This is a genomic window from Bacillus sp. JJ1122, assembly GCF_036964885.1.
GTDB lineage: Bacteria > Bacillota > Bacilli > Bacillales > Cytobacillaceae > Mesobacillus.
Genome location: NZ_JBALQL010000014.1, coordinates 136,616 through 162,718 on the forward strand (window position 1 = coordinate 136,616; position 26,103 = coordinate 162,718).

The window sequence follows — 26,103 nt, forward strand, 5'->3', positions numbered from 1 at the left end:
AAGTACAGAATGGCATGTTAAACAAGCGAAAAATTTTTATCACCAGTAGGAATGAATTTATTACTTGTAAGAAGAGTTTTATTACTAGTAAGAAGAATTTTATTACTAGTAAGAACCGATTTATCACCAGTAAGAAAAATTTCTTCTCCAAATAGCCATATTGGCCGCAATTTCTATAGAAAAAAGCCTCCCAGGCATCAAACACCTGGAAGGCTTTCCTCAGCTTACTTCGTTTTAACCGACTCAGAATACAACTCAAACGCTTCATGCAGTGATTCTACCGCATTCACCATCTGTTTTTCTTCGATCACTGTGGAAACCTTGATTTCCGATGTGCTGACCATTTTCACCTGAACGCCGTGTCCTTCTAAAACTTCGAACATTTTTGCAGCTACACCAGGGTTTGATACCATGCCAGAACCTACGATGGACACTTTAGCCAGGCCGGTTTCTGATTCAATTGCTTTATAATTTAATAATTCCTTATTCCGTTCTAATACATCTAAAGTTTCTGGTAAATCATTGCTCTTGATTGAAAAAGAAATGTTAGCAGAATCTGCTTCTGTTCTGCTTTGGACGATGATGTCAACATTGATGTGGTTTTGAGCCAATGTTGTAAAAATGGTTGATAGTCCCTTTAACGATGTGCTTACTCCAAGGACTGATACTCTTGTAATTTTGTCTTCAAATGCCACTCCACGAACGATTAAATTCTGTTCCATCCCAATTTCCTCCTCGATGATCGTACCTCTTTCTTTTTCCATGCTGGATCTTACCTCAATTGGCAGCCCGTAGTTCTTTGCAAATTCCACCGCTCTTGGATGGAGAACGCCCGCTCCCAGGTTTGCCAGCTCAAGCATTTCATCATAAGAAACACTTAACAGCTTCCTTGCACTTTTCACATACCTTGGATCTGTCGTGAATACACCCGTCACGTCAGTATAGATATCACACTTATCTGCCTTTAACGCTGCTGCCAATGCTACTGCTGTTGTATCAGATCCGCCACGGCCAAGAGTCGTGATCTGCCCATCATCCGTCACTCCCTGGAAACCGGCTACAATAACAACTTTGCCATGCTCAAGGTCGTTTTTAATTCTGTCCGTTTCGATATCTACAATCCTTGCGTTACTGTGAACATCCTCAGTTTTGATTCCAGCCTGCCAGCCTGTATAGGAAACAGCTTCAATTCCCATTTGCGCGAGCGCCATAGAATACAAAGCGATGGTTACCTGTTCACCTGTCGTTAAAAGCATATCCATTTCTCTCCTAGATGGAGCGCTCGAAATTTCATTAGCCATGTCAACTAAATGGTCTGTCGTTTTCCCCATCGCGGATACGACAACCACAATGTTATTTCCATTTTGCATTTCTTCAACAGTTCTGCTGGCAGCGTTCTTGATTCGCTCAACAGTGCCAACAGAAGTTCCTCCAAATTTCTGTACAATTAATCCCATTTACCTTCCCCTGCCTTTTCCTTCTTATTTCTGCCTCTATAAAGAGCTTCATGGCAAAATCCGCATATGTATTTTCCCCTAAGGATGTTTTCGCATGACATTCAGCTGTGAATAATGGACGAAAAATCCTTATAAATACAAAAAAGCAATGAGAGTGTCTCCCATTGCTTGATAAACGCATATATACGCTGCAACATGAGATAGCACTCCAAGATGGCAATCTTGACAATCCAGCGTTTATTCAACGAAGGACCAGCGGGAAAAAGAATAGGCATTCCCCCACTTCGGCGACCATCCCCTTTCAAAGCCATTCACAGAATCCTATAATTCTCCTGGCTCTTACTCTTGAAGCTCGCACCTCTATCTTCACTTTAATGCTCTAAAGTGATAGCTATATGAAATTTTTTCTTATTATAGCACACTAAAAAATAGATTGCTACCGTTAGTTCTGCAATTTAGTAAACAGTTCCTGGGCTACAATGGAGGGCAAACCAGCAGCAGTCAATTCCTCTATGGAGGCTTCCCTCATTTTTTTCACGGATCCAAAATGTTTCAGCAGCGCCTTTTTACGCTTCTCACCAATACCAGGGATATCGTCAAGCAATGATTGAAAAGCACTTTTCCCCCTGAGCTGGCGATGGAATGTAATCGCGAATCTGTGGACTTCATCCTGGATTCTTTGCAGCAGGTAAAATTCCTGGCTATTCCTTGGCAAGCTGATCACTTGCAGTGGATTGCCGTATAAAAGCTGGGAAGTCCTATGCTTATCATCTTTTGCCAGACCCGCTATCGGAATATCGAGGCCAAGTTCATTTTCGAGTACATCACGGGCAGATTCGATATGCCCCTTCCCGCCATCGATGATAATCAAATCAGGCAGCGGCAGATCTTCCCTCAGGACTCTTGAATACCTTCGCCTTACTACCTCCCGCATCGACTCATAATCATCCGGCCCTACGACAGATTTGATTTTATACTTACGGTATTCCCTTTTTTCAGGCTTGCCGTCTATAAAAACAATCATGGCTGAAACAGGATCGGTCCCCTGGATATTCGAGTTATCAAAAGATTCGATACGGTGTGGCGTGTAAATGCCCATTTGAATTCCAAGATTCTCGACTGCCTTGATTGACCGTTCTTCATCGCGTTCAATCAGTGAAAACTTCTCAGTGAGAGCGATTCCGGCGTTCTTTGAAGCAAGGCGGACAAGATCTTTTTTCTGGCCTCGCTGCGGCTTTAGCACCTTTACTTCAAGCAGCGCTTCAGCCATTTCCGTATCTACGCCTTCAGGGACGAGAACTTCCTTCGGCTTGAAATGCTCATTTTTCGAGTAAAATTGGCCTAGGTAAGTGAGGATGTCTTCTTCCGGTTCATTATGGATTGGGAACATCGAAACCTCGCGTTCAATTAATTTTCCTTGCCTGATAAAAAATACTTGAACACACATCCAGCCCTTGTCCACGGCGTACCCAAACACATCGCGGTCGGTAAAATCAGTCGAGGTCATCTTCTGTTTTTCCATTGTAGCCTCAATATGAACAATTTTATCGCGGAATTCCTTCGCTCTTTCAAAATCCAGTTCTTCAGCAGCCGCGGCCATTTTAGCAGTTAAATCTACTTTAATATCCTTAAAGCCCCCGTTCAGGAAGCGGGTAATTTCATCTGTTATTTTTTTGTACTCTTCCTTGCTTACATCCTTTACGCAAGGCGCGAGGCACTGGCCCATATGATAATAGAGACATACCCGGTCCGGCAGAGTGGAACATTTCCTTAGTGGATAGATCCTGTCCAAAAGCTTTTTCGTTTCATTTGCTGCCTGGACATTCGGATATGGCCCGAAATATTTCCCGCTATCTTTTTTAACCTTGCGGGTGATGATCAGCTTAGGATGGCGTTCTGCAGTCAGCTTGATAAATGGATAGCTCTTGTCATCTTTTAACATGACATTGTACTTAGGATCATATTTCTTGATCAGGTTAATTTCAAGGACAAGTGCTTCCATGTCTGAGGAGGTAACGATATACTCAAAATCTTCTATTTCATTTACTAGACGCAGAGTCTTTCCATCATGTGAGCCGGTAAAATATGAACGAACCCTGTTTTTCAGTATCTTAGCTTTCCCAACATAGATGATGGTCCCCTGCCGGTCCTTCATTAAATAGCATCCTGGCTGTGCCGGGAGAATGGCCAATTTATTCTTAATTTGATCATTCATACTGTTCACCCCCTGTTACGGTGTCCATTTATATAAAATAATTTCATTGTAGACTGGATCGAATATTTTTTCGGAGTTGAAAATCCTTATCTTTTCAACTCTCTTATCTATCTCAATTCCCTGTGCCCTAAAGCCATCGACTACTTTATCGGTCAAATACACTGTTTTATCTTTATATAAGCTCTGATCATGCAGAAATACTTTATACGTATTGATCCTTTTATGTGAATATGGCATTTTCAAATATCCCAGGACTCTTGTTTCTTCCCATGTATATAGCACAAATTCCTCATTTGTCTCCTCAAGAAAACGGGCAAGCTGGTAAACAGCAGGCTCCTCGTTTGCCTGTGTTTTCACAAGGTTCGCTGAAACCATTGCCTGGGCAATAAGAAGTATGAGAATCAATAAACTGCTATAAATATTTGGGTACCTTTTGAAAAATGCAGACAATACTAAAAAGATCAGAATCACTGCAACGGGCAGAATATGTCTGGCCTTATCGATATTTTGAGCAAACAGTGCCCATATGCCATATGCAGACATCATCAAGACACCTAAAGTGAAAGGCATATTCTTAAAAAGATTACTTTTTGTACCCGGCCAAAAAATGAATAGGCCGATAACTATATATAATACCATCAAAACATGTGTTCTTGAAAATATTCCCCACCAAAAAATGTTGGTAAACAAGAATATTTTTATTCTGGCAATAATCGATAAGTCATTTGAGGTCGTAGTTCCGCCCCATTCTTGAAAATGGCCGCCAGTAAACCCAAAGGCAAGTTCCAGAAAATTGGCGATTCCTCCTTCAGTCATGATGAGCCCGCCAATCCAGATTAACTGGAACACACCTGCAGCGAAAGTATATGTTAAAAGTCCGACGGATCCAATTTGATGGTCTTTCCATTTTTTACAAAAGAGATAAATCATCCCTGCACCCAAAGGAATATAGCTAAGCCTGATCCCCAGGAGCACGCTGAATAAAAACAGCGGCAGCAGCAGCCATTTGCCTGATTTTCTTTCCCAGGCAGTGACAATGCTCAAGAAATACCACCAGAAGACGGCAAGAGCTGCACCTTCCGACATCGGCTGATTGACTATGATCAATGGATAGCTTGCGGTATAAATAACCGCGGCCGCCATAAAGGCGCTCTCCCTGGAAATCAACCTGGATGCGATAATATAAACCGGAATGATCGAACTCGCATATATTAAAATATTAAAGAGCACCAGAGCTTGATTCGGTTCCTCTACGATGAACTTTGCAAGCAACCCTCCCAGAATAAAGTAAGGATAGCCCGGAAAATGGGGCCGCATTGCCCTAAGGTCATACCTTTCAATTGCAAGCGAAAAATCCACTTGGTCCCAGGAAGAAACAAAAGGATTTAGCGAACTGAGCTGCAGCCATAAAACATACATTACTACGACCAAACTTACCGCCACTATTGCTGGACTTTTCCATTTTTCATAATTCAACTTTTTCACCAACTACCTTCTTCATTAAAAACACTAGAGCAATTTGAAAAACAATAAGGTCTAAACGTATGAAAAAAGCACAAGGAATTTCCCTGTACTTTTTCTGGAGAGAGGAAGCTATGTTTATTTCACCTGCGGTTTCAATACATTTACTTGTTTGTTTTCTGCAGGCTTCTGTTTTTTCGTGCCACGTGTTGAAGTCAGCAGGAAAATGCCTGCAAAGTATCCGATATAAGCAATGACTTCCTCGATGGATGGCATCGAAGAGTAACCGAACAGTGCTTTTAGGAAGATGCCGATATCACCTGATAATAATGGTGCGACTCCGTTGTCACGTACATAGTGTGCATAATCAATTGGATGCTCAGGCATGAACCATGTAATGTCATAGACATGCGGTATTACACTGCCGATCAAGTTTATGTCCTGCATCATTGAAATTGCCTGTACCAATAACCCAGCTGAGATCAGGATGATGAATGCGCCAGTAAGTTGGAAGAAGGTTTTAAGCTTAACCTTCATTGTTCCTTTAAAGAACATATATGAAACAACTACCGCAATAAGTGTTCCGGTAAGAGCTCCCCAGCCTTGCATTGCAGCGCCGATATTACCGCCGGTGATTGCAGCAAAGAAGAAAACCGTTTCAATACCTTCACGCAATACAACCAGGAATGAGTGGATGACCATACCGACAATATTTCCTGTCGAGATGAACTTGTTCATTTTCCCTTCCATATTGCCCTTTAAGTCCTTGCTGTGGCTCGCCATCCAGAATACCATTTGCGTTAGTAACACGGTCGATACGAGCATGATTCCAATCTTCAGGTAAATTTCGCTGCCCATGGCGGCAAATCCAGTGAATACCACCTGGAACAGGATCGCCACCCCAATACTCGCCAAAACAGCCAGTCCGGCACCCAGCCACACATACTTCGTATACTTAGAGTGGTCCATCCTCTTTAAGTAAGTTGTGATGATCCCGACGATTAACAACGCTTCCAATACTTCACGGAAGGTAATCAGTAATGCTTGAATTTCCATTGCCCATTCTCCCCTCTCCAAGGTGTGGTCAAGCTTTAACCTCTTCTTTTTCTAATGCCGATAAAAACAACTGCCGCAATGATTGCGACGATCAGGATTAACGGAATCCAGTTTCGGATGTTGGATAAATCGGTCCAGTCTTTTTTTCCAGTTCCTTGTTCTTCTACTGTTTCTGTAAAATGTCCGACTTCCAGGCTGGCAAGATTGAATTCCTTTTGCAGTGCATTAAGGATTTCTTCCTTATTACTTTTAAATGCTTCTATGTCAGATGGCTTTTTCCCGACTCCAAAAAGTCCAGGATTACCAAGTGCCTCAAGAGCAGCATCGAAATCAGCTTTCATTTCCTTATCTAATTCCGCATTGTTTGCCTCTACTTTTGGCGATAAAGCCTGATATGTAGCGAAGCCTTTTGCTAGCAGTTTTTTAGAGGTATCGTACTCCTCGAAATTCTTTTCGATACTTTCAAGCCTTCTTGCAATATTCAAAATCAGAAGCTTCTCCATGTTTTCGATTGTAGCTTCTTTATTTTCGTCATTTAAATTTTTCATGATGATTTCTCCAGGCTCAGGTCCCATATGCATATCTGTTTCTTCTTTTACCGTTTCAAACAGGGACTTCGCTGCAGAGAAATTCGGAGGGTTCTCATCAAGTTTCAACTGCATCTCCTTGTAGACCTCTGCCACTTTCTCTTCATTAGGATCTCCATATGAATAAGCGCTGGCAGGCTGTGGATTGCCGTTAATGAGAATCAATATCAGTGAAAAGCAAAAAAATATGGCTTTTTTCATTTGTTTCCCTCCTACAATGATAATGATAATGATTATCATTCCTTATGTCAATCATATTTGAACATCGTCACTTTTTTGTCACTATTTTTACTACTTTTATATAAGAATCTATTTTTCGCCGAGTCCCTTTGCACCTTTTTAACTGGACGGGATATTTCACGAATAATAGCCGGGACAACATTTGTCATATATTTTCGAAAAGAAATGAAGGAAGTCCCAGTCGTCCTGACCCTGTACTGTATGGGCACTTCAAGCACCATGAATCCTTTTCGTACAAGATTCAGCGTCAATACCTGAGCGTAATTATAATCATGGATGATCTCAGCATGTTCAAGGACTTCTCGTGAAAATGCACGCATGCCTGATTGGCCGTCATAAAGCCATTTTCTTAACAGCAATGTTTGCAGAAAGGTGAAAAAATAGTTTCCCATCCTGCGATGGAACTTCATCCCTCTTATAGTGCCCATAAATCTGGATCCCATTGTATAATCAGCTTGATTTTCAAAGAGTGGCTTTACAAGTTCCGGGATCTGCCATGCAGGATACTCTCCATCCGCATCGATCATCACACCAACATCTGCACCCAGATGAAGACATTCTTCCAGCCCTTTACGGACCGCGGCTCCGAGACCGCGGTTCTTTCCAAAGCTTATTATATGATCAGCTCCCGCTTTTCTTGCAGCTGAAACGGTATTGTCGGTAGAGCCGTCGTCAATCACCAATATCTCTACAAGATCAGCACCCTCGAATTTGCGCGGGATATTTTCAATCACTTCTCCGATTGATTCTTCTTCATTAAAAGCAGGCAAAAATACGATTACTTTACTCAAATCATTTCTCTTCCTTCTGTTCTTTTATTGCGTCAACAAGGACCTTCCCCCGGCTGCTGGCAGGATACGGCGCACCAAGCAGATACGAAATCGTCGGCGCCAGCGATACGAGACTATGCTTTTCCTGAATTTTATTCCCTTTGGCAATATGGGGTCCGTGCATGAAAAACGGCACAAATCTTTCACCTTCGTCAAGGTGGCCGTGACCGCCTATTCCGTCAGCCTGTCCATGGTCTGCACAAATCACAAGAGTAGTATTTTCCATTTTCCCCTCCTGATCCAGCCATTCTACAAAATCCTTTATGAGTGCATCTGCCTCTTCAATTTTCTCAATATAATCGTCGTACAATACTCCACGGCTATGACCTACCTGGTCTGTCCCAATCATTTGAACGATGAACAGGTCCGGGTCCTGCTCTTTCATGATCTTCCTTGCTCTTGCAAGCATATGTGGATCTGCTTTGTCTTTATGCATAACGGCCGTGACAGTTTCGACATCACTTCCCATGGAATCTACTAAATGGGCAATACCAAGAAGTCTTCCTCTTTTGCCAACCTTCCTTAGGGAATCAAAAATGCTTTCAGTCTTAATTCCTAGCCTCCATACCATATTTGAAGTAATTCCATGTTCGAACGGATACGTCCCGGTGAACATGGAGCTAAAACAAACAACCGTACGTGCAGGATATACCGTTTCCATATTCAAATATTCTGTTCCGTTTTCTTTTAACCCGTCTAAAAATGGAGTGTTTGCCTCATAAAAGCGCTCTTTCCTCATTCCATCGATCACAATCACAATCACTTTGTCCGACAGACCGTTTTCGGGAATTTCAGGTCCCTCATCCTTTGTAAAAGTCTCGTAAGCCTTTGGCTTCCAATCAAATAGATACTTATGCAAAATAAAAGCAAAGACCAAAATAAAACCGTAGAATAATCCTAATTCTACTAGAGGAATTCCTTTATTAGCTGACAATGAATTAAAGGATAGTTCCCAAACTGACAAGAGGAGAAACACTTTCGGAAGCTGTTCCTGAGCATTTCCGCTAGTGGAATCGCTGTTTTTCAGGACAAGCTTCCAAAATCTCGTGAAATTCAGCCAGGATGTCCCAATCCTTAAATGATAATAAAAGGTACCCCAGAAAAAGACTGTGAAGAAAAAGTAAAGCCCTGCTGCGAAAAGTAACAGGCTGATATTTAGACCTGGCCAGATGATGATAAAAGTAACGAATGGAATCCATATATAGTTTCTCAAAAAAAGTGGAAAATCATAAATAAAATACATGACGAATAATGGAATTACCGTAAGAAAAGCTAGTAAGAAATCCACTGTCATCTCTGGGCTGCCAAGATCGCCCAAATGAAATAACAGCATGGTTCCGACTGTGAAAATCGGTGTAAACGGCTTTCCTTCGTTAAGCAAATTCCAGCATCGTGCAGCGAATTTCTCAAATTTAGATGCGCTTTTCATTTTGAACCTTCTTTCCCCAAAAACCATTTCTTCTCAGCTCCCCAATCATTTGAGCAGGAGAAGATAGAATTAAAATTAAACCTGATAGATAAGAAAATATAAATTTAAAGCTGTGACTTAGTAGAGCGGCTGTGTAAGCATCCTTTCCTCCAATCCCTGTTAAGACTAGAGCGGCTGTCATCACTGATTCGTATGTAGAGATGCCTCCTGGAGTGACTTGGAAAACCTGTCCGCCCACTGTCAGTGAGTTCACCCAGATGCTATGGAAAAAGGGAATAGACAGCTCCATAGACTTTAGAACGTTCCAAAGTACAACACTTTCCAGGATCCAGCTCCCTATTACAAGCGGGAGGATAAAAAGACTATTTTTTTGTTTGACTGCAAGTTTTACCATAGTCAAATGTTTATGAAAAAAAGCCGGCATGTACTTTTTCATTGTATACACAGCAAGAAGAATGAAGCAAAATGCAATAAATGCAATCCATCCTGAAAAATCAACTCTAATTTCTCTCCCTAGTATAAATAATCCTGCTCCGCTGAAAAAGAGCAATACCGCCATATCCATCAATCTCATTACGACCACAGAATGGGCAGCTTCATCCAAAGATATTTCTTTTTCTTTTGAAGCTAGTATTCCGGCTCGCAGTATGTCCCCAACTTTTACTGGGGTAATATGATTAATGAATAAACTTATCAAGACTCCTTGAACACAGGTGGAAAATCTAACAGGTTTATAAATATAGATTTTCCAGGCTAAAGCACGAAAAAGGAAAGCCAGTCCATAAGCTGCACAGGTCCACCAAAAAAGGGAAGACCCAAAGAATCGCTTGCCTTCATTCCATAAATCTTCTATATGAAAATATCGGAAGGTTAAGAAGGCAAAGACTACCACAAAAACAAAGCCAGCCAGTTTAAAATATTTTTTCATTATTTTTAGCCCAGCTTACTGTTTTCGCCAGCCCTTCCTTAAAAGAAACCTTTGGCTCGTAATTCAGCAGCTCTTTTGCGCGGGATAGGTCAGCCCAAGTAGCATTTACATCTCCCTTGCGAAAGCCTGAGTAATTAATTTTCATATTCGGGAAATGATCGGCCAAACCTTCGACAAGCTCTTCTATCGACACTGGCTGTGAAGAACCAATGTTTATGATATTAGTTCCTTTTCCGTATTTAATCGAGGCATATATTCCTTCCACGCAATCATCGATGTATGTATAGTCACGGGATGTGCCGCTTCCAAAGACAGTGATTTCCTCATCCTTCATAAGATGGCTGATAAACTTGGATATTGCCATATCCGGTCTTCCCCATGGGCCGTAGACAGTAAAAAAGCGAAGAATTGTCATATCATACTTGTACATGCTTGCAAACGCATGGCAAAATGATTCAGCACCAAACTTGGCGGCAGCATAAGGAGAAATGACTTTGCCTGTTGCCATTTCTTCTACTAACGGTTCATTAGCCTGGTCACCATAAACCGAGGATGATGACGCGAAAACGACATGCTTTACATGTGATTCGCCTGAGAACTTCAATAGGTTGGCTGTCGCTTTAATATCATAATCCACATATTCTCCTGGAGCTTCCAAGGAATAACTTACACCTGGCAATGCTGCCAAATGGACAACACAATCGGCATTAAAAGCAGCAAAAACCTCGCGAACCTCTTCTGCATCTTTTAAAAGGCTCAACTCTTTAAACATAAAAGAGCCAGCTTCTTCAATGAAAGCCAACTGCTCTCTTTTCCTCTGCCTTGAATAGTACGGATGCAGTTCATCTATAATTAACACTTCATGCTGAGCTTGAATTAACTTCCTTGTTAAATGAGAGCCGATGAATCCCGCTCCGCCTGTTACTATTATTTTCACCTGCTTAACACCTCAATATCTGTTGTCTAACCCTTTTATATTATAGAGAAAATCTGAGGGTTAGTAAAAAAGGGAAAAACCTTGTCATCCATACAAGGTTTTTCCGTTATCTATTTATTTTGCTGCATCAATGACAGAGTTTAAAGTCGCTTCCAGCTCTTTCATTAATTCTTCAGCTTTTGCTTTATCTTGTGATTTAACCGCATCTAAATATTTTTGGGCATTTTCCGAAAGTGTTGCAGATTCAGTATCTCCGATTAGCCGTTTAATGTCTTCGCCGATCATATCGATGAATAAAGCACCTTCAAGAGCAGTGATTGCACCCTTATCCTGACCGATATTCTCTACACTTTCCTCATATTCATGGAGGGCAATTTTTGCGAACCCTCTAACTGCGGCCTTATTTACTGCAGCTGGATCGATTGTTTTAACATCTGTTTCCAGATTGAATTGCTTTTCCATAATTTCAGCTTCTTCAGGTGCGTTCTTAATTAGATAGCTAGCATTTGATTGATGGAATGCCCATCCTTCTGCCTGTTCCACTTTTGCAGCTTCTGCATCTTCCTTCGCTTTATCAGCAGCTTTTGTCGCGTAGCCATTTGGCAATGCAGCAGTAGCAAGGTAGAAGGTTTTCATTAACGTTTTATCAACTAATTGTTTTCCGAGCTGGAACGCTAATTCATCATCCGCTTCAACAGCCTTTTCCATTTCTTCAAAACCGCCTGAAATCGCATCTCTCATGTTCGTGCCGTATGCATCATCACGCTTTTGGACAGTACCTTCAATAATAGCGTAAAATTCTTTTGCCTCTTCAATCTCTTCCTTTACTGCATCTTTATTTCCCCAGTTTTCTGCAACCTCGTTGAATTCATGTTTCATTGTTGTATAGAATACTTTTTGCATTAACTTATCAAAAATCTGTTTAACAACTACTTTATCCATTGAACCATCTTTTCCTGCCTGAAGTGCAGTTGTAATATGCTGGTCAATTGTATCTTCGAATTCCTGATCTCTTTGTTGAACTAACGATTGAAGATTCTCTTTATACAGAGTTGTTACTTTATCAAAGTCTACTTCTTTGCCCTCTTTTGCTTTTTCCAGTTCTGCAACTGCTTCCTGGAAGACAGCACCAAATTCGACTTCCTTCTCTGCATCTTCTTCGTTATCTTCCTGTTTTACTGTTTCTTCCTGTTTTTTCTCTTCAGTTTTTGATGTGTTATCATCCGCAGCACCACACCCTGCCATTACAGTACTTGCCATAATGAAGCTAGCAAAAATAATCTTTAAGTCTCTTTTTTTCATGATCGTAAACCCCCACTGAATATGTAATTGATTTATTTTTTAATTGATAATGGTTTTCATTTGACAGTTGTAATTATAAGCGAGAATGATTATCACTGTCAACAAACTTCCTGAATAAAAGTATGGCAAACTATTGAACAATTAATTTTCCTAATTCATGGGGACATACTTCACAGAAAGAACCTGCAAATAAAAAAATCCCGCCTTCATATGAAGGCGGGATTTTAATTTCTTGACTAGATATGTTGAGAAAGTCTGCCAGCAAGTGCTTCTTTAGGCTGGAATCCAACTACTTTATCTACTTGTTGCCCATCTTTAAGAACAAGTAATGTTGGGATGCTCATGATGCCATGTTTAGCTGCAGTTTCCTGGTTGTCGTCAACATCTAGCTTAACGATTTTAACTTTGTCTCCCATTTCTGCATCTAATTCTTCAAGAACAGGAGCGATCATCTTACAAGGTCCGCACCAAGGAGCCCAGAAGTCAACAAGGACTACGCCTGATCCTGTTTCGTTTTCAAAAGTTTGGTCTGTAGCATGTGTAATTGCCATTTGTATGCCTCCTAAATAAATCTGAAATAATAACGAAAGTATATCATCGTTTACCAATTGATGCTATTTATTTGCTCTCGTTGTAATTTACCCTTTTCAACTATGAATATTCCTAATAAATTCATTTAGTTTCAACATAAAAACGGACGCGTTTGACGTCCGTTTTTTGTTATTATGCATTCACCTTAAGCTTCTTGAACTCTTCAGTAAGCATTGGAATAACTTCAAATAAATCTCCTACAATGCCGTAATCTGCCACTTTAAAGATATTTGCTTCCGGATCTTTGTTGATCGCTACAATTACCTTTGAATTGGACATACCAGCAAGGTGCTGGATGGCTCCGGAAATACCTGCCGCGATATAAAGGTCAGGGGTGACTACTTTACCTGTTTGGCCGATTTGCAAAGAGTAATCGCAGTAATCAGCATCACAAGCGCCACGAGAAGCACCTACAGCTCCGCCAAGTACATCAGCTAGTTCTTTTAGCGGATTGAATCCATCAGTGCTCTTCACTCCACGGCCGCCAGCGACTACTACTTTCGCTTCGGAAAGGTCTACACCTTCGCTAGCCTTCCGGACGACATCCTTAATAATTGTTCTTAAATCCTTGATTTCAGCTGATACTGACGAAACATCACCTGATTTGCTTTCATCTTTTTGAAGTGGAGCGACATTGTTCGGACGGATCGTCGCAAAAATTAGGCCGTCAGTAACAATCTTCTTTTCAAATGCTTTACCAGAATAAATCGGACGAGTGAAGACTAAGTTTCCTCCTGCTTCCTCAACACCGATGGCATCAGAAATGAGTCCAGAGTTTAATTTACTAGCAATTTTAGGCGCCAGATCTTTTCCTAATGACGTATGTCCGAAAATTAGTCCTTCTGGATTTTCCTGTTCAATCACTGCCATTAAAGCCTGTGAAAATCCATCAGGTGTATACTGTGCAAGCTTTGCATCCTCTACTGCAACAACTCTGTCAGCACCATACTGATAGAGATCTTTTCCTAAAGAACTAACTGAATCACCAATTAATACACCTACAACTTCTCCGCCCTCAGCAACTGTTTTAGCTGCAGCAATTGCTTCGAAGGATACATTTCTTAGTGAACCGTCACGCGCTTCTCCCAATACCAATACTTTTCTAGCCATTTGATTTACCTCCTGCTTATTTATTCTTTCTGTATTGTCTTAAACGACTTTCGCTTCTGAATGAAGCAGGCTGACAAGTTCCTTCACCTGATCGGCAAGATCGCCTTGAAGGACTTTTCCTGCCTCTTTTTTAGGAGGAAGATAAATTTCAATTGTCTTTGTTTTCGCTTCTACGTCATCTTCTTCTAAATCCAGGTCATCCAGTTCAAGCTCATCCAGCGGCTTCTTTTTAGCTTTCATGATACCTGGAAGGGATGGATAGCGTGGCTCGTTAAGTCCCTGCTGTGCTGTCACAAGAACTGGAAGACTTGTTTCAATTACTTCTGAGTCGCCTTCAACATCTCTTGTGATCGTAGCAGTAGAACCATTGATTTCAAGCTTAGTAATTGTTGTCACATAAGGAATTCCAAGCTGGTCTGCTACTCTTGGTGCTACTTGTCCTGAGCCGCCGTCGATTGCGACATTCCCGCCAAGAATCAAGTCTGCTTCCTTCTCCTTTAGATATTCAGCAAGGATTTTCGCAGTCGTAAATTGATCACCATTCTCAACGTCATCCTCGATATTGATCAATACTGCTTTGTCTGCACCCATCGCAAGTGCTGTGCGCAGCTGCTTTTCCGCTTCTTCGTTGCCTACTGAGACAATAGTCACTTCACCGCCGTGAGCGTCTCTTACCTGTATTGCTTCCTCAATCGCATACTCATCGTATGGATTGATAATGAACTCAGCGCCGTCTTCATTGATTTTGCCGTTTGCGATTGAAATCTTTTCTTCTGTATCGAATGTCCTTTTCATTAGAACGTAGATATTCATTATTTGACCTCCTAAGTATTCAAACATTTTAGCTGTTCTAAAGATTTAAATAATTTGTATTAAAAAAATATTTACTGCTAAAAGGTTTGCTTTTATTTACCTTTGAAATCCGGATTTCTTTTTTCAAGAAAAGCCTGAATTCCTTCCTGCCCATCCTCTGAAAGGAATACATCTCCGAAGAGCTTAGCTTCTTCCTTAACTCCCTTATAGAAGGAATCAGTCTTTGAATGGTTTAACAGTTTAATAGCAGCGCCAATGGAAACCGGGCTTTTCTTTGCAATCTTCCGAGCCATATTGTATGCGTTTTCAAGCAGCTGCTCTTCGGGGTATGCGTGGTTAGCTAAACCGAATTGCACTGCTTCTGTACCCGTAATTGGGTCACTTGTAAACAGCATTTCTGCAGCTCTTGCAACACCTACATAGCGTGGGAGACGCTGGCTCCCTGCAAATCCAGGTATTAATCCTAGCTGCAGTTCCGGCAATCCCAGCTTAGCGTTTTCCGCTACAAGACGGAAATGGCATGCCATGGCAAGCTCCAATCCTCCGCCTAATGCTGCGCCATGGATGGCAGCAATAATTGGCTTTGGAAAATATTCCATACGTTCAAATAAGTCCTGGCCATACTCTGCGAGCTTCGCAAAATCTTCACCAGTTTTAATGGTCGTGAATTCTTTGATATCTGCTCCTGCAGAGAAGAATCTTCCTTCACCGTGGATCAGTACCACTCTGATCTCCTGATTCCCCTCGATTTCGTCGAGCACTGATGAAAGTTCTCTCAGCAACCCAGACGAAAGTGCATTGGCTGGCGGACGGGTGATTGTAATGGTTGCAATCCTGTCCTCCGTTGACCACTTAAGATATTCCACGTTTTCCCCTCCCTTTTTTATTAAAGCTGTTTTTCGCAAAGCAATGGGTATTCTCTTTTTTACGAAACAGCCTTACTATGTACTCCTCACTCACCAGCGGCTTTACCATGGGTAAAATGCCGAAAGATTGCGATAAGAGCCTAATTAGAGGACCGGTTTGGTGTCCTGGTAACCACAGCCGTTAATCAGAAGCTGATGGACTGCTTTTGCCAGGTCTGGAAGATTGTATTTCTGTTCATTCATTACCCATGAAGTGACAGTTTCATCAACCGTCCCAAAAATCATCTGCCTTGCAAGACGCAAATCAAGGGAGCCAGAAAACTCTCCATTCTCTATGCCTTCCAAAATGATTCGGTCAATCAGCATTAAGTAGCCTTTCAGCACCTCGTTAATCTTATGCCTGAGATCCTTATTCGACTGCCTTAGTTCCAGCTGGGTTACAATTGCAAGATGCCGGTCTTTGGAAAGCATCTTAAAATGCGTTTCCACCAACATGTATAATTTCTCTGTCGCGGTTGTTTTTCCTGCAATTTTTTGTTCGATGTTTTCAACGAAATAACCCATTTTCTCCTGGAACAGAGAAATCAGAATGTCTTCTTTATTCTTAAAGTACAAATAAATTGTCCCATCGGCCACTCCAGCTTGCTTTGCTATTTTAGACACTTGAGCCTGGTGGTAGCCGTTTTCAGCGATAACGACAACTGCTGCGTCAATTATTTGCATGTATTTCGGCCTGTTTTTTTTCATTACTTTCACTCCCGCTCCAGGAAAAGCACAAGCATTAAAATGCTACAGTGACACACTCCCGTTTACGATTTTTATCTGCAAATAGTTTACTGAATGAATCGTCATTCATATTTTTATAATAGTATCCAGTCACATTTCTGTCAAGGAAATGTGTTTCATTTGGACAAGCCATAATATCCAAAAAGAAAGAGCCGATTTAGGAGCCGGCTTTAAAATTAAGCTCGCTTCTGTTCATCTTCCTGTCTTTTTGCTTTTTCTTCATCTACAAGTGCCCTGCGCAGGATCTTGCCAACAGCTGTTTTTGGAAGCTCTTTTCTAAACTCATAAAGTCGTGGAACCTTATAGGCTGCCAGGTGTTTCCTCGCATACTCATTAAGTTCAGACTCTGTCACTTTAGCGCCTTCCTTAAGAACAACATATACTTTGACTGTTTCGCCACGGTAAGGATCTGGAATGCCAGCTGCGACGACTTCCTGTACCGCAGGATGTTCATACAGCACCTCTTCAATTTCCCGAGGGTAAATATTGAAACCGCCGGCAATGATCATATCCTTCTTCCGGTCGACAATGTAGAAATAACCTTCTTCATCCATATAGCCAAGATCTCCGGTCAATAACCAGCCATCTCTTAGGACTTGTTCCGTTTCCTCCGGCCTGTTCCAGTATCCCTTCATAACCTGTGGCCCTTTTACTGCTATTTCGCCGATTTCTCCTTGAGGCATCGGCTCGCCGGTTTCCATTGATAGAACGACAGAATCTGTATCAGGCCAAGGAACACCAATGCTCCCTTTTACTCTCTTTTTGTCCCACAGGAAATTTGCATGTGTGACAGGTGATGATTCTGTTAAACCATAGCCTTCTACAAGCTTTCCACCTGTAACTTCTTCAAATCGTTCCTGTACTTCGACTGGCAGAGGGGCTGAGCCGCTTATGCAAGAATCAATCGATGACAAGTCGTATTTTTTTAGGTCCGGATGGTTCAACAGACCAATATAAATGGTCGGTGCACCTGGAAATAAAGTAGGCTTCTGCTTCTGGATGGTCTTCAAGGTCGTTTCCGGATCAAATTTAGGCAACAGGACCATCTTCGACCCTTGCATGACTGATAGAATCAGTACAGCCGTCATTCCATACACATGGAAGAATGGGAGGATACCAAGTACCGTTTCTTCACCCGGCTTGCATTTATAGAGCCATGCATTACACATCGCTGCATTCGCAACCAGATTTTTATGCGTCAGCATAACGCCCTTCGGAAATCCGGTGGTTCCGCCAGTGTATTGCAATAATGCCAGATCTTCTTCAAAATTGAAGTCATACTCTTTAATCTGACCGGCAGGCTGCTTCATAATTTCATTGAAAAGGTGATTCTGCCCTTCATGTTTAACGTTTACGATAATTCCATATTGCTTCTTCTGGATGAATGGGTAGATAAGGTTTTTAGGGAAAGGAAGATAATCTTTGATAGCGGTTACAATTACATTCTCTAAATCCGTGTTCGCGATGACTTTTGAAACCCTAGGGAATAAAATATCTAAGGTAATAATTGCTTTTGCGCCGGAATCTTTCATTTGATATTCAAGTTCGCGTTCCATATACAGAGGATTCGTCTGGACGACAATCCCGCCGGCCATCAGGATTGCATAGTAGCTGATGATTGATTGTGGAGTATTTGGGAGCATGATTGCCACCCGATCTCCTTTTTCAATTCCCAAAGATTGCAGATAAGCAGCCAATTTTTTCGCATAGTTATAAACCTGCTTATACGTCAGTTCCTTCCCCATAAAGTGTATTGCGACTTTTTCAGGAAATTTCTCTGCAGTCTGCTTCAAATAATTCTGAACTGTTGCTTCCTGAAGATCCAGTGTAGCAGGTATCTCAGGTGGATATTGCGATAGCCATGGCCTGTTTTCCAACATTCGTTACCCCCTTATTTAAAATTTTTTGAAAATTCTTTTGTTTTCCTCATTATAATATAATGGTCTTTTTATGACAATTAGAATAGTTTTTTGTAGGATATTTGGTCTATAGGGCATGTCCTGACGAAATATCCAGTTTGTGCTTTATCATAGGATAACTTTTCAATATGCTTAAAGGTTAGAGTAATTTTCACCGAAAAAAGAAGAACCGCCAAATAATAGGCGGTCCCAAAAAATACTCTAAGTAAAAAACATCATATAGATAAAGCCGACTAACAGGAATACTCCACAGAGAATCAGCAATATTTTTGCCAGTTTTTCCATCTGATCATTGTCCTCCTGTTATATTCCCGAACCGATTATATAGGACAGGCCAACCGAGATCACCATGGAAATGAAGCCAACAGCACGATTATCGTTCTCGATTTCCTTATCAATATTGAATTTTGGAGTCAGGAATTCAAAAATAAAATATCCAATCAAGAGCAGCACAAATCCGTAGACTCCCCAATTTATCATAGTCAGCAGTGAGTCATGCTGATTGATAGAGTGGCGAAAAATATTGGCCACACCGAAAATTTTTCCACCCGTAGCCATTGCAACTGATATATTGCCCTTCTTTATTTCATCCCAGTTGCGGTATTTCGTCACTAATTCGAAAACAGCCAGGAATACGACCATGCAGAGAATCGCCACACTATAATAACCCGCTGTCACAACAAATTCATTTTCCCAGAAGTGATCCATATCCAATTCTCCCTGATCTTAATTAAAATTAAGTTCTAGACATATTATAAGGTTAATCCCCCTGATTTTGCATTCTTTATTTTAACTCTGTACGACAGACTGGTAAAAGAGAGTTTCTTATTTGAATTCTACCACTGTAACACCAGTTCCGCCTTCTCCTGCATCACCGAACCTGATTTTCTTAACTGAACGGTGATTCTTTAAGTACTCCTGAACGCCTTGCCTTAACGCCCCAGTCCCTTTACCGTGAATGATGTTAACACGCGGGTATCCTGCGAGCAGTGCATCGTCAATATACTTTTCAACTCTCATAAGAGCATCCTCGTAACGCTCTCCACGGAGGTCCAATTCGAGACTAACGTGAAAATCTTTCCCTTTTACTATCGCAACTGGTTTAGTTTCAACAGGCTTTGGAGAATTGATATATTCCATATCCGATTCTTTGACTTTCATCTTCATAATGCCGATTTGGACCTGCCATTCTTTATTTGAAACGCGTTCTATCAGATGACCTTTTTGATCAAAGGTTAAGACCTTCACCTCGTCACCAGGTTGATATTCATGCTTTCCTGCCTTCGCTTTGCCGCCTTTTTTAACCTGCCTTAACTCAGGAGCAGCATCACTCAAGCGGCGTTTGGCATCAATTAATTCGTGTTCTTTAATTTCTGCTCCTTTTTCAAGTCGGAGCTTGCGGAGTTCACGAATGATTTCTTCTGCCTCATCCCTGGCCTTTTCCACAATTCCAGCAGCTTTTTCTTTGGCTTTTTCTGCAAGTTCGTCTTTTCTGTCATAATAATCTGCCATCTGCTTTTGCAGATCCTTATGGAGATTTTCAGCATCTTTGAAAAGCTGATGAGCTTCTTCACGGTCTCTTTCAGCGTGTCTCCTGCTTGTCTCGAGTGAAGCGATCATATTCTCGACTTCATTGCTATCCTCGCTGATATATGATTTTGCCGTTTGGATGACTGATTCCTTTAACCCAAGTCTTTTCGAAATTTCAAAGGCATTGCTTCGGCCTGGGACACCAATCAAAAGCTTGTAAGTCGGGCTGAGCGTTTCTACGTCAAATTCCACACTGGCATTTATAACACCTTCACGATTGTATCCATAAGCCTTTAGCTCCGGATAGTGAGTGGTCGCAATCACCCTTGCACCGCACTTATACACTTCATCCAAGATGGAAATAGCAAGTGCCGCGCCTTCCTGAGGATCCGTTCCAGCGCCGAGTTCATCAAATAGCACCAGACTGTTATAATCCACTTTGTTGAGGATTTCCACAATATTGACCATATGGGATGAGAAGGTGCTTAAGCTTTGTTCGATTGATTGTTCATCACCGATGTCTGCATAAACAGATTCAAAAACAGCCACTTCAGACCCATCAAGCGCAGGAATTTGCAATCCAGCCTGGGCCATCAATGTGCAAAGGCCAACTGTCTTCAGCGTAACCGTTTTACCGCCGGTATTTGGACCGGTAATAACGATGGTCGTATAGTCCTTGCCAAGTGCGACGCTGTTGGCAACCACTTCATCGATTGGGATTAATGGATGCCTTGCCTTAATAAGATTGATACGGCCCTCATTATTTACCATTGGCTTAGAACCTTTTATCCTGCTGCCATACCTTGCCTTAGCAAACATAAAATCAAGCTCAGTCATTATCTCAACAATTGCTAGAAGTTCATCATGATATTCCGCAGTGAATGCAGACAGTTCAGATAGAATTCTTTCTATTTCCAGCTGTTCTTTAACTCTGATCGTTTGCAGTTCATTGTTCAACTGAACGACAGACTGCGGCTCGATAAATAATGTTTGTCCTGATGAACTTTGGTCATGAATGATGCCGCCATAATGGCTTCGATATTCCTGTTTTACTGGAATAACAAATCGGTCATTCCTGATGGTGATGATCGCATCTGACAGCATTTTTGCAGCATTGGAGGACCGGATCATGCTCTCCAGCTTCTCCCGTACCCTGGACTCTCTTGTTCTCATCTGTTGACGGAGAGACCTAAGGGCATCACTTGCACTGTCCAGAACCTCGCCGCCTTCATCAATTGCATTTTTAATGGATTCCTCTAACTTAGCGAGCACAATAATTCCTTCAGAATAGGTTAGTAAAATGGGAACCTCTGTTACCTCCTGCAGGTCCTCGATGAATCGCTTCATTTGTCTGCTCGCATGGACCGTGCTCGCCACCTGGACTAGTTCAATCGGACTGAGCATCCCGCCGATTTGAGCTCTTTTCGTATGCGGTCTTATATCGTGGATGCCGCCCAGAGGAACATTCCCTTTTATCCTGAGCACTTTAGCCGCTTCATCTGTTTCTTCCTGAAGCCGTGATACTTCTTCAAAATCTGCAGACGGCATTAAGGTTTGGGCTTTTTCCCTGCCTAATGCTGAATGTGTATGCTCGATCAGCTGATTCCTGACCTTATCAAATTCAAGTGTTTTCATGGCTCGTTGCTGCACAAAATTTCCTCCTTCTTCTCAATCGAAGGTTCTCTTTTAATAAGGCTCTTTTCGTAAACATTGTTGTTTTCTCAATGAAAATAAAAACCGGCACCTGGGTTTTACGAGTTTTAATGTAAATTTAGTTCTGAAGTCCTCTCGAAAAGAGCTCCGATTCCTTTATAAATGCGGATGCAAGTACTTGTTTGAAACCAACAAACAATGCGAAAACAACCTTTAAATTGATAAATCTCTATTGTAGAGAGTCTAAATTAGAAAATAGTTTTACTTATGTCGTTCATGCAGGAAGTCAAGCAATCCATTCAGGTCTAATGCATTCAAAACCGAGGATTCCTTGATCCAGCCCTTTCTTGCTGCAGTAACGCCTATCCCCATATGTTCGAGTGTATCTACTTTATGAGCGTCTGTATTAATGACGATTTTCACGCCTGCATCCTGAGCTTTTCTTAGATATTCCGCTGCAAGGTCCAGTCTGTTAGGATTGGCATTCAGTTCAAGTGCGGTATTAGTATCTTTAGCGAGTTCAATCAGCATATCGATATCCACGGAATAACCCTCACGTCTGCCAATCAGCCTGCCTGTCGGATGGGCAATGATGTCTACATTGGCATTTACCAAAGCCGTTTTCAAGCGATGCATGATTTTTTCAACAGGCTGTGAAAATGACGAATGGATAGATGCAATCACCAGATCCAGCTCAGCCAACAAATCATCATCAAAGTCGAGGCTTCCATCAGGTAAAATATCCATTTCAATTCCTGTCAGGATTGTAAAATCAACGAAATTTTCATTCAGTTCCTTCACTTCTTCAATTTGTTTCCTTAACCGTTCTGGCGTTAGACCGTTCGCTACCTTCAAATATTGGGAGTGGTCGGTAATGGCCATATATTTATAGCCTCTTTTGATACACTCCTTAGCCATTTCTTCAATTGAATGGCCGCCATCACTCCAGGTTGAATGCATATGAACGTCACCTTTGATTGCGTCAAGGGTAATCAGTTTTAAATCCTCTTTATATAATTCCACTTCAGAACCGTCTTCGCGCAGTTCAGGCGGAATAAAAGGAAGCCCAAAATACTGATAAAATTCCTCTTCGGACTCAAATGTCGTTACTTCACCTGTTTCAACATTTTCCACACCATACTCGCTGATTTTTTCACCTTTTTCCTTTGCGAGCTGGCGCATTCTGACATTGTGATCCTTCGAACCCGTAAAATGATGTAGTGCTGTTACGAATTCTTCTGGAGAAACCAGACGGAAATCAACATTCACATCGTAATCCAGTCCAAGCGTCACAGAAACCTTCGTATCTCCAGCCGCAATGATTTCCTTGATTTTTGGCAGTTTGACTAGCTCTTCTTTAACTGCTGCCGGGGTTTCTGATGATATGATAAAATCGAGGTCTTTAATCGTTTCTCTCAACCTTCTAAGGCTTCCTGCCCGAGAATAGCGGTCTATTCCCTCTATCATTTGAAGTTGGGACTCAATTAATTCTGCGACTGGCAGCATATATGCTAATGGCAGACGTTCTGGCCTAGTCCCAAAATTTTCGATTGAAGCGAGAATCTTTTCTTCCGTTTTCTTGCCAAAGCCTGCAAGATCGCGAATCTTCCCTGCCTTAGCGGCTTCTTCTAAATCATGGATGCTCTCAATACCTAGCTCTTTATAGAGCTTGGCAATTTTTTTGCCGCCCATACCTGGGAGCTGAAGCAGCGGAATCAATCCGCTGGGTACCTCTTCCTGTAATTCTGCAAGCTCTGTTGAAGTACCTTTTTCCATATATTCCAGGATGACAGAAGCAGTACCTTTACCAATCCCTTTTATTTCAGTCAGGTCCCCCATTTCCGACATGCTTCTTTCATCGGCTTCAAGAGCGGCTGCTGCTTTTCTGAAGGCTGAGACCTTGAATGGGTTTTCCCCTTTTAATTCCATATATATAGCAATTGTTTCGAGCAATTGGACGATATCTTTTTTATTTGCTGGCATAATGCCCACCTGCCTTTTTTTTTCAATTCTGGAAGCAAAGAGATTTATCCCAGAAGAGGTCGATTGATTCTATTTTATAGAAAACAAGCTTCACTGTGAAATCAAATGAAGCCTGATTACAAAAAGCAGTTTGTCATCTAGTATTGTTACTCTTTCCGTTTTCGCCATATAAGCTGAATTTGTCACTAGTAATATTCCCAAATACGAAAACGCTTTGTCCTTTTTTATCATTATGTCAAAAAAGCCTGATAAAAGAAAAACTTCTCCGCAACAGAGAAGTTATGCAGCCATATATTCAATCCATAGTTGTTTTATTTGCTGTGAAAATACCGGTGTATTTTTTATGATATTTTCGGCAAGAATTGAATCGTTCAATGGGTCCTGAATTGCCTGGATTGGCAATAGTGCAGCTATGTATAAAATGATGAACATGACAAGATAGACTTCCACTAATCCTAATAGACCGCCGGCCCAAACATTCAGCTGATGAAGGATTGGCAGGTTTGCGACAAAGTCCAGCATTGAACCAATAACTTGAAGCAAAATCTTTACAGCGAAAAAAATAGCTGCAAACGCAATTGCCCTGTAATACGCTGTTTCGAGATTGGTATTATCAAAGATGAGATTTAATGTCGTATTACTTCCTAGATTAGGATACGGAATCCATAATGTCAGCTTTGGTGCGAGTTGTTCGTAGTATATGTATGCAACAATGAAAGCCACAATAAATCCGACGAGGTGGATAGTTTGGAGTATGAATCCCCTTTTAAGTCCTACAAAAAAGCCAATAACCAAAATAGCTAAAACCGCGAGATCAAGCATGCATAAGTTCAGTCCTTTAACCTTTTAATTTCCGCTTCGAGCGACTCAACACGATCTTTCATTTTTATGTAATCGTTAACGGCATTCACTGCAGTTAACACTGCTAACTTATTAATATCAAGTGAAGGATTCGCTGAGCTGATTTCACGCATTTTGTCATCTACCATTGAGGCTATGAGCCGGATATGGCTGGTGCTTTCTGTACCGACTATGACATACTGCTGTCCAAATATATCCACAGTCGATCGATTTTTTTTTATGTCTGACAACATTTATGCCCCCATTCGTAAGAATCCTATTCTATACTATAACATGAACGCAAATGACTGGGAAGTATTTGCCTGTCACATACATATGAATTTTGGAAGATAATGTCTAACTTTGAAATCAAAACAGGGAGTGTTTAACCATGGGAAATATCGTCCTGCAGAAAAAAACGGAAGAAATCAAAAAGATGAAAGAGTACTATAGTAAATTTTTGATTGATAAGCTTCCTCCAGGCAGCATTTTCGCTGCAAAAACAGCTTCCTGTGCAATAACAGCCTACAAGTCCGGGAAAGTACTATTCCAGGGCAAAGACGGCGAATCAGAAGCAGCTAAATGGGGGACAGCTGTTGAACCTTCCGCCAAGAAGATGAGCGTATCCTCATCTCCATCCCATTTACCCCGCAATATCAGTCAAATGTCAATCATAGGATCGGATGAAGTCGGCACTGGAGATTTCTTTGGCCCGATTACAGTTGTTGCAGCATATGTCAGAAGAGAAGATATTCCGGTTTTAAAAGAACTCGGGGTACAGGATTCAAAAAATTTAAAGGATGATAAAATCATTGAAATCGCAAAGCAGCTCGTAACTTTTGTTCCACACAGTCTGCTTACCCTTCACAATGAAAAATACAACCAAATGCAGATGAAAGGCATGTCACAGGGCAAATTGAAAGCGTTGCTCCATAACCAGGCAATCAATCATGTCCTGGAAAAAATAGCGCCGGAAAAACCTGAAGCGATCCTGATCGACCAATTTGCGAAAGAGGAAATCTATTACGCTCACTTAAAAGGACAAAAAAATATCATGCGGGAAAATGTTTTATTCAGCACCAAGGCTGAGGGGATCCATTTAGGAGTTGCAGCAGCATCCATGATTGCACGGTATGCATTTGTACGCCACTTTGAAAATTTGAGCAAGCGGGCTGGATTCACGATTCCAAAAGGAGCAGGTGCTGCAGTGGATAAAGCAGCCGCAAGATTGATTCTGGATAAAGGGATTGATGTGCTGCCTGAGTTCGTGAAGCTGCACTTCGCTAATACGGAAAAAGCGAAGAAGATTGCAAGGGTATAAGCCTCTCACCTATGTAAAATTGGAAAAAAACCTTTGTTTTTTCCAGTTTGCGGGATTTCGACAAAAAATGCGGAATGTCCAGGGGTTTTTGCGGAATGTCCAGGGGTTTTTGCGGAATGTCGAGGCATTTTTGCGGAATACAGACATATTTTTGCGGAATATAGGCATATTCTTGCTGGATGTCGAGGCGCCCTTGCGGAATGTTGAGGCATTTTTGCGGAATAGAGGTATATATTCGCGGGACTTTCG

General features: G+C 41.5%; 22 protein-coding genes and 1 riboswitch. Of the genes, 1 reads left to right on the forward strand and 21 read right to left on the reverse strand.

The window, feature by feature from the left end:
• Positions 1–224: 224 nt before the first annotated feature.
• From V7201_RS08655 to zapA, 21 genes are all read right to left on the reverse strand, one after another.
• On the reverse strand, positions 225–1,457 hold the full coding sequence (locus V7201_RS08655; RefSeq protein ID WP_335376375.1) for an aspartate kinase: 1,233 nt from the start codon (positions 1,455–1,457) through the stop codon (positions 225–227).
• 193 nt (positions 1,458–1,650) lie between these two features.
• A riboswitch (Lysine riboswitch) is annotated at positions 1,651–1,828 on the reverse strand.
• Positions 1,829–1,899: 71 nt separating this feature from the next.
• Positions 1,900–3,672: an excinuclease ABC subunit UvrC gene (uvrC, locus tag V7201_RS08660; RefSeq protein ID WP_335376376.1), complete on the reverse strand. Its 1,773-nt coding sequence runs from the start codon at positions 3,670–3,672 to the stop codon at positions 1,900–1,902.
• A gap of 15 nt (positions 3,673–3,687) precedes the next feature.
• On the reverse strand, positions 3,688–5,157 hold the full coding sequence (locus tag V7201_RS08665) for a hypothetical protein (protein WP_335376377.1): 1,470 nt from the start codon (positions 5,155–5,157) through the stop codon (positions 3,688–3,690).
• A 114-nt stretch (positions 5,158–5,271) separates the two neighbouring features.
• Positions 5,272–6,189 carry an FTR1 family iron permease gene (locus V7201_RS08670; protein ID WP_335376378.1) on the reverse strand — a complete coding sequence of 306 codons (918 nt, stop codon included), beginning with the start codon at positions 6,187–6,189 and terminating at the stop codon, positions 5,272–5,274.
• A gap of 35 nt (positions 6,190–6,224) precedes the next feature.
• On the reverse strand, positions 6,225–6,977 hold the full coding sequence (locus tag V7201_RS08675; protein ID WP_335376379.1) for a hypothetical protein: 753 nt from the start codon (positions 6,975–6,977) through the stop codon (positions 6,225–6,227).
• Positions 6,978–7,024: 47 nt separating this feature from the next.
• Positions 7,025–7,807, reverse strand: coding sequence for a glycosyltransferase family 2 protein (locus V7201_RS08680; RefSeq protein ID WP_335376380.1), 783 nt, complete (start codon positions 7,805–7,807; stop codon positions 7,025–7,027).
• 1 nt (position 7,808) lies between these two features.
• Entirely contained in the window at positions 7,809–9,275 is a 1,467-nt protein-coding gene (locus V7201_RS08685) for an alkaline phosphatase family protein (protein WP_335376381.1), read from the reverse strand.
• Positions 9,259–10,203, reverse strand: coding sequence for a lysylphosphatidylglycerol synthase transmembrane domain-containing protein (locus V7201_RS08690; RefSeq protein ID WP_335376382.1), 945 nt, complete (start codon positions 10,201–10,203; stop codon positions 9,259–9,261). Before V7201_RS08690 ends, V7201_RS08685 begins: the two co-directional genes overlap by 17 nt.
• Positions 10,187–11,140, reverse strand: a complete 954-nt coding sequence (locus V7201_RS08695) for an NAD-dependent epimerase/dehydratase family protein (RefSeq protein WP_335376383.1) — start codon at positions 11,138–11,140, stop codon at positions 10,187–10,189. The genes V7201_RS08690 and V7201_RS08695 overlap by 17 nt, the downstream gene beginning before the upstream one ends.
• Positions 11,141–11,254: 114 nt before the next feature.
• Positions 11,255–12,442 (reverse strand): hypothetical protein, encoded by a 1,188-nt coding sequence (locus tag V7201_RS08700; protein WP_438825035.1) that lies wholly within the window; start codon positions 12,440–12,442, stop codon positions 11,255–11,257.
• A 236-nt stretch (positions 12,443–12,678) separates the two neighbouring features.
• Positions 12,679–12,993 carry a thioredoxin gene (gene trxA / locus V7201_RS08705; protein WP_335376384.1) on the reverse strand — a complete coding sequence of 105 codons (315 nt, stop codon included), beginning with the start codon at positions 12,991–12,993 and terminating at the stop codon, positions 12,679–12,681.
• 172 nt (positions 12,994–13,165) lie between these two features.
• Positions 13,166–14,143, reverse strand: coding sequence for an electron transfer flavoprotein subunit alpha/FixB family protein (locus tag V7201_RS08710; protein ID WP_335376385.1), 978 nt, complete (start codon positions 14,141–14,143; stop codon positions 13,166–13,168).
• 39 nt (positions 14,144–14,182) lie between these two features.
• Positions 14,183–14,956 carry an electron transfer flavoprotein subunit beta/FixA family protein gene (locus V7201_RS08715; protein ID WP_335376386.1) on the reverse strand — a complete coding sequence of 258 codons (774 nt, stop codon included), beginning with the start codon at positions 14,954–14,956 and terminating at the stop codon, positions 14,183–14,185.
• A gap of 92 nt (positions 14,957–15,048) precedes the next feature.
• Entirely contained in the window at positions 15,049–15,822 is a 774-nt protein-coding gene (locus V7201_RS08720) for an enoyl-CoA hydratase (protein ID WP_335376387.1), read from the reverse strand.
• 144 nt (positions 15,823–15,966) lie between these two features.
• Positions 15,967–16,569 (reverse strand): TetR/AcrR family transcriptional regulator, encoded by a 603-nt coding sequence (locus V7201_RS08725; protein ID WP_335376388.1) that lies wholly within the window; start codon positions 16,567–16,569, stop codon positions 15,967–15,969.
• A 215-nt stretch (positions 16,570–16,784) separates the two neighbouring features.
• On the reverse strand, positions 16,785–18,488 hold the full coding sequence (locus V7201_RS08730) for a long-chain-fatty-acid--CoA ligase (protein ID WP_335376389.1): 1,704 nt from the start codon (positions 18,486–18,488) through the stop codon (positions 16,785–16,787).
• 342 nt (positions 18,489–18,830) lie between these two features.
• Positions 18,831–19,235 carry a DUF350 domain-containing protein gene (locus tag V7201_RS08735; RefSeq protein WP_335376390.1) on the reverse strand — a complete coding sequence of 135 codons (405 nt, stop codon included), beginning with the start codon at positions 19,233–19,235 and terminating at the stop codon, positions 18,831–18,833.
• 117 nt (positions 19,236–19,352) lie between these two features.
• Complete coding sequence (locus V7201_RS08740) at positions 19,353–21,707, reverse strand: endonuclease MutS2 (RefSeq protein WP_335376391.1); 2,355 nt, start codon at positions 21,705–21,707, stop codon at positions 19,353–19,355.
• A 264-nt stretch (positions 21,708–21,971) separates the two neighbouring features.
• Positions 21,972–23,693 carry a DNA polymerase/3'-5' exonuclease PolX gene (gene polX / locus V7201_RS08745; protein WP_335376392.1) on the reverse strand — a complete coding sequence of 574 codons (1,722 nt, stop codon included), beginning with the start codon at positions 23,691–23,693 and terminating at the stop codon, positions 21,972–21,974.
• A 279-nt stretch (positions 23,694–23,972) separates the two neighbouring features.
• Positions 23,973–24,515: a CvpA family protein gene (locus V7201_RS08750; RefSeq protein WP_335376393.1), complete on the reverse strand. Its 543-nt coding sequence runs from the start codon at positions 24,513–24,515 to the stop codon at positions 23,973–23,975.
• A gap of 8 nt (positions 24,516–24,523) precedes the next feature.
• Entirely contained in the window at positions 24,524–24,784 is a 261-nt protein-coding gene (gene zapA, locus V7201_RS08755; RefSeq protein WP_335376576.1) for a cell division protein ZapA, read from the reverse strand.
• A 140-nt stretch (positions 24,785–24,924) separates the two neighbouring features.
• On the opposite strand from zapA, the gene rnhC reads away from it, so the two are divergent.
• On the forward strand, positions 24,925–25,854 hold the full coding sequence (rnhC, locus tag V7201_RS08760; RefSeq protein ID WP_335376394.1) for a ribonuclease HIII: 930 nt from the start codon (positions 24,925–24,927) through the stop codon (positions 25,852–25,854).
• Positions 25,855–26,103: the final 249 nt, after the last annotated feature.

Excerpts from the sequence above, each read along its gene's own strand:
- V7201_RS08655 (WP_335376375.1), bottom strand. The coding sequence starts at position 1,457 with ATGGGATTAATTGTACAGAAATTTGGAGGAACTTCTGTTGGCACTGTT.
- uvrC (WP_335376376.1), bottom strand. The coding sequence starts at position 3,672 with ATGAATGATCAAATTAAGAATAAATTGGCCATTCTCCCGGCACAGCCA.
- V7201_RS08670 (WP_335376378.1), bottom strand. The coding sequence starts at position 6,189 with ATGGAAATTCAAGCATTACTGATTACCTTCCGTGAAGTATTGGAAGCG.
- V7201_RS08675 (WP_335376379.1), bottom strand. The coding sequence starts at position 6,977 with ATGAAAAAAGCCATATTTTTTTGCTTTTCACTGATATTGATTCTCATT.
- V7201_RS08685 (WP_335376381.1), bottom strand. The coding sequence starts at position 9,275 with ATGAAAAGCGCATCTAAATTTGAGAAATTCGCTGCACGATGCTGGAAT.
- V7201_RS08690 (WP_335376382.1), bottom strand. The coding sequence starts at position 10,203 with ATGAAAAAATATTTTAAACTGGCTGGCTTTGTTTTTGTGGTAGTCTTT.
- V7201_RS08700 (WP_438825035.1), bottom strand. The coding sequence starts at position 12,442 with ATGAAAAAAAGAGACTTAAAGATTATTTTTGCTAGCTTCATTATGGCA.
- trxA (WP_335376384.1), bottom strand. The coding sequence starts at position 12,993 with ATGGCAATTACACATGCTACAGACCAAACTTTTGAAAACGAAACAGGA.
- V7201_RS08710 (WP_335376385.1), bottom strand. The coding sequence starts at position 14,143 with ATGGCTAGAAAAGTATTGGTATTGGGAGAAGCGCGTGACGGTTCACTA.
- V7201_RS08715 (WP_335376386.1), bottom strand. The coding sequence starts at position 14,956 with ATGAATATCTACGTTCTAATGAAAAGGACATTCGATACAGAAGAAAAG.
- V7201_RS08725 (WP_335376388.1), bottom strand. The coding sequence starts at position 16,569 with ATGAAAAAAAACAGGCCGAAATACATGCAAATAATTGACGCAGCAGTT.
- V7201_RS08730 (WP_335376389.1), bottom strand. The coding sequence starts at position 18,488 with ATGTTGGAAAACAGGCCATGGCTATCGCAATATCCACCTGAGATACCT.
- V7201_RS08735 (WP_335376390.1), bottom strand. The coding sequence starts at position 19,235 with ATGGATCACTTCTGGGAAAATGAATTTGTTGTGACAGCGGGTTATTAT.
- polX (WP_335376392.1), bottom strand. The coding sequence starts at position 23,693 with ATGCCAGCAAATAAAAAAGATATCGTCCAATTGCTCGAAACAATTGCT.
- V7201_RS08750 (WP_335376393.1), bottom strand. The coding sequence starts at position 24,515 with ATGCTTGATCTCGCGGTTTTAGCTATTTTGGTTATTGGCTTTTTTGTA.
- rnhC (WP_335376394.1), top strand. The coding sequence starts at position 24,925 with ATGGGAAATATCGTCCTGCAGAAAAAAACGGAAGAAATCAAAAAGATG.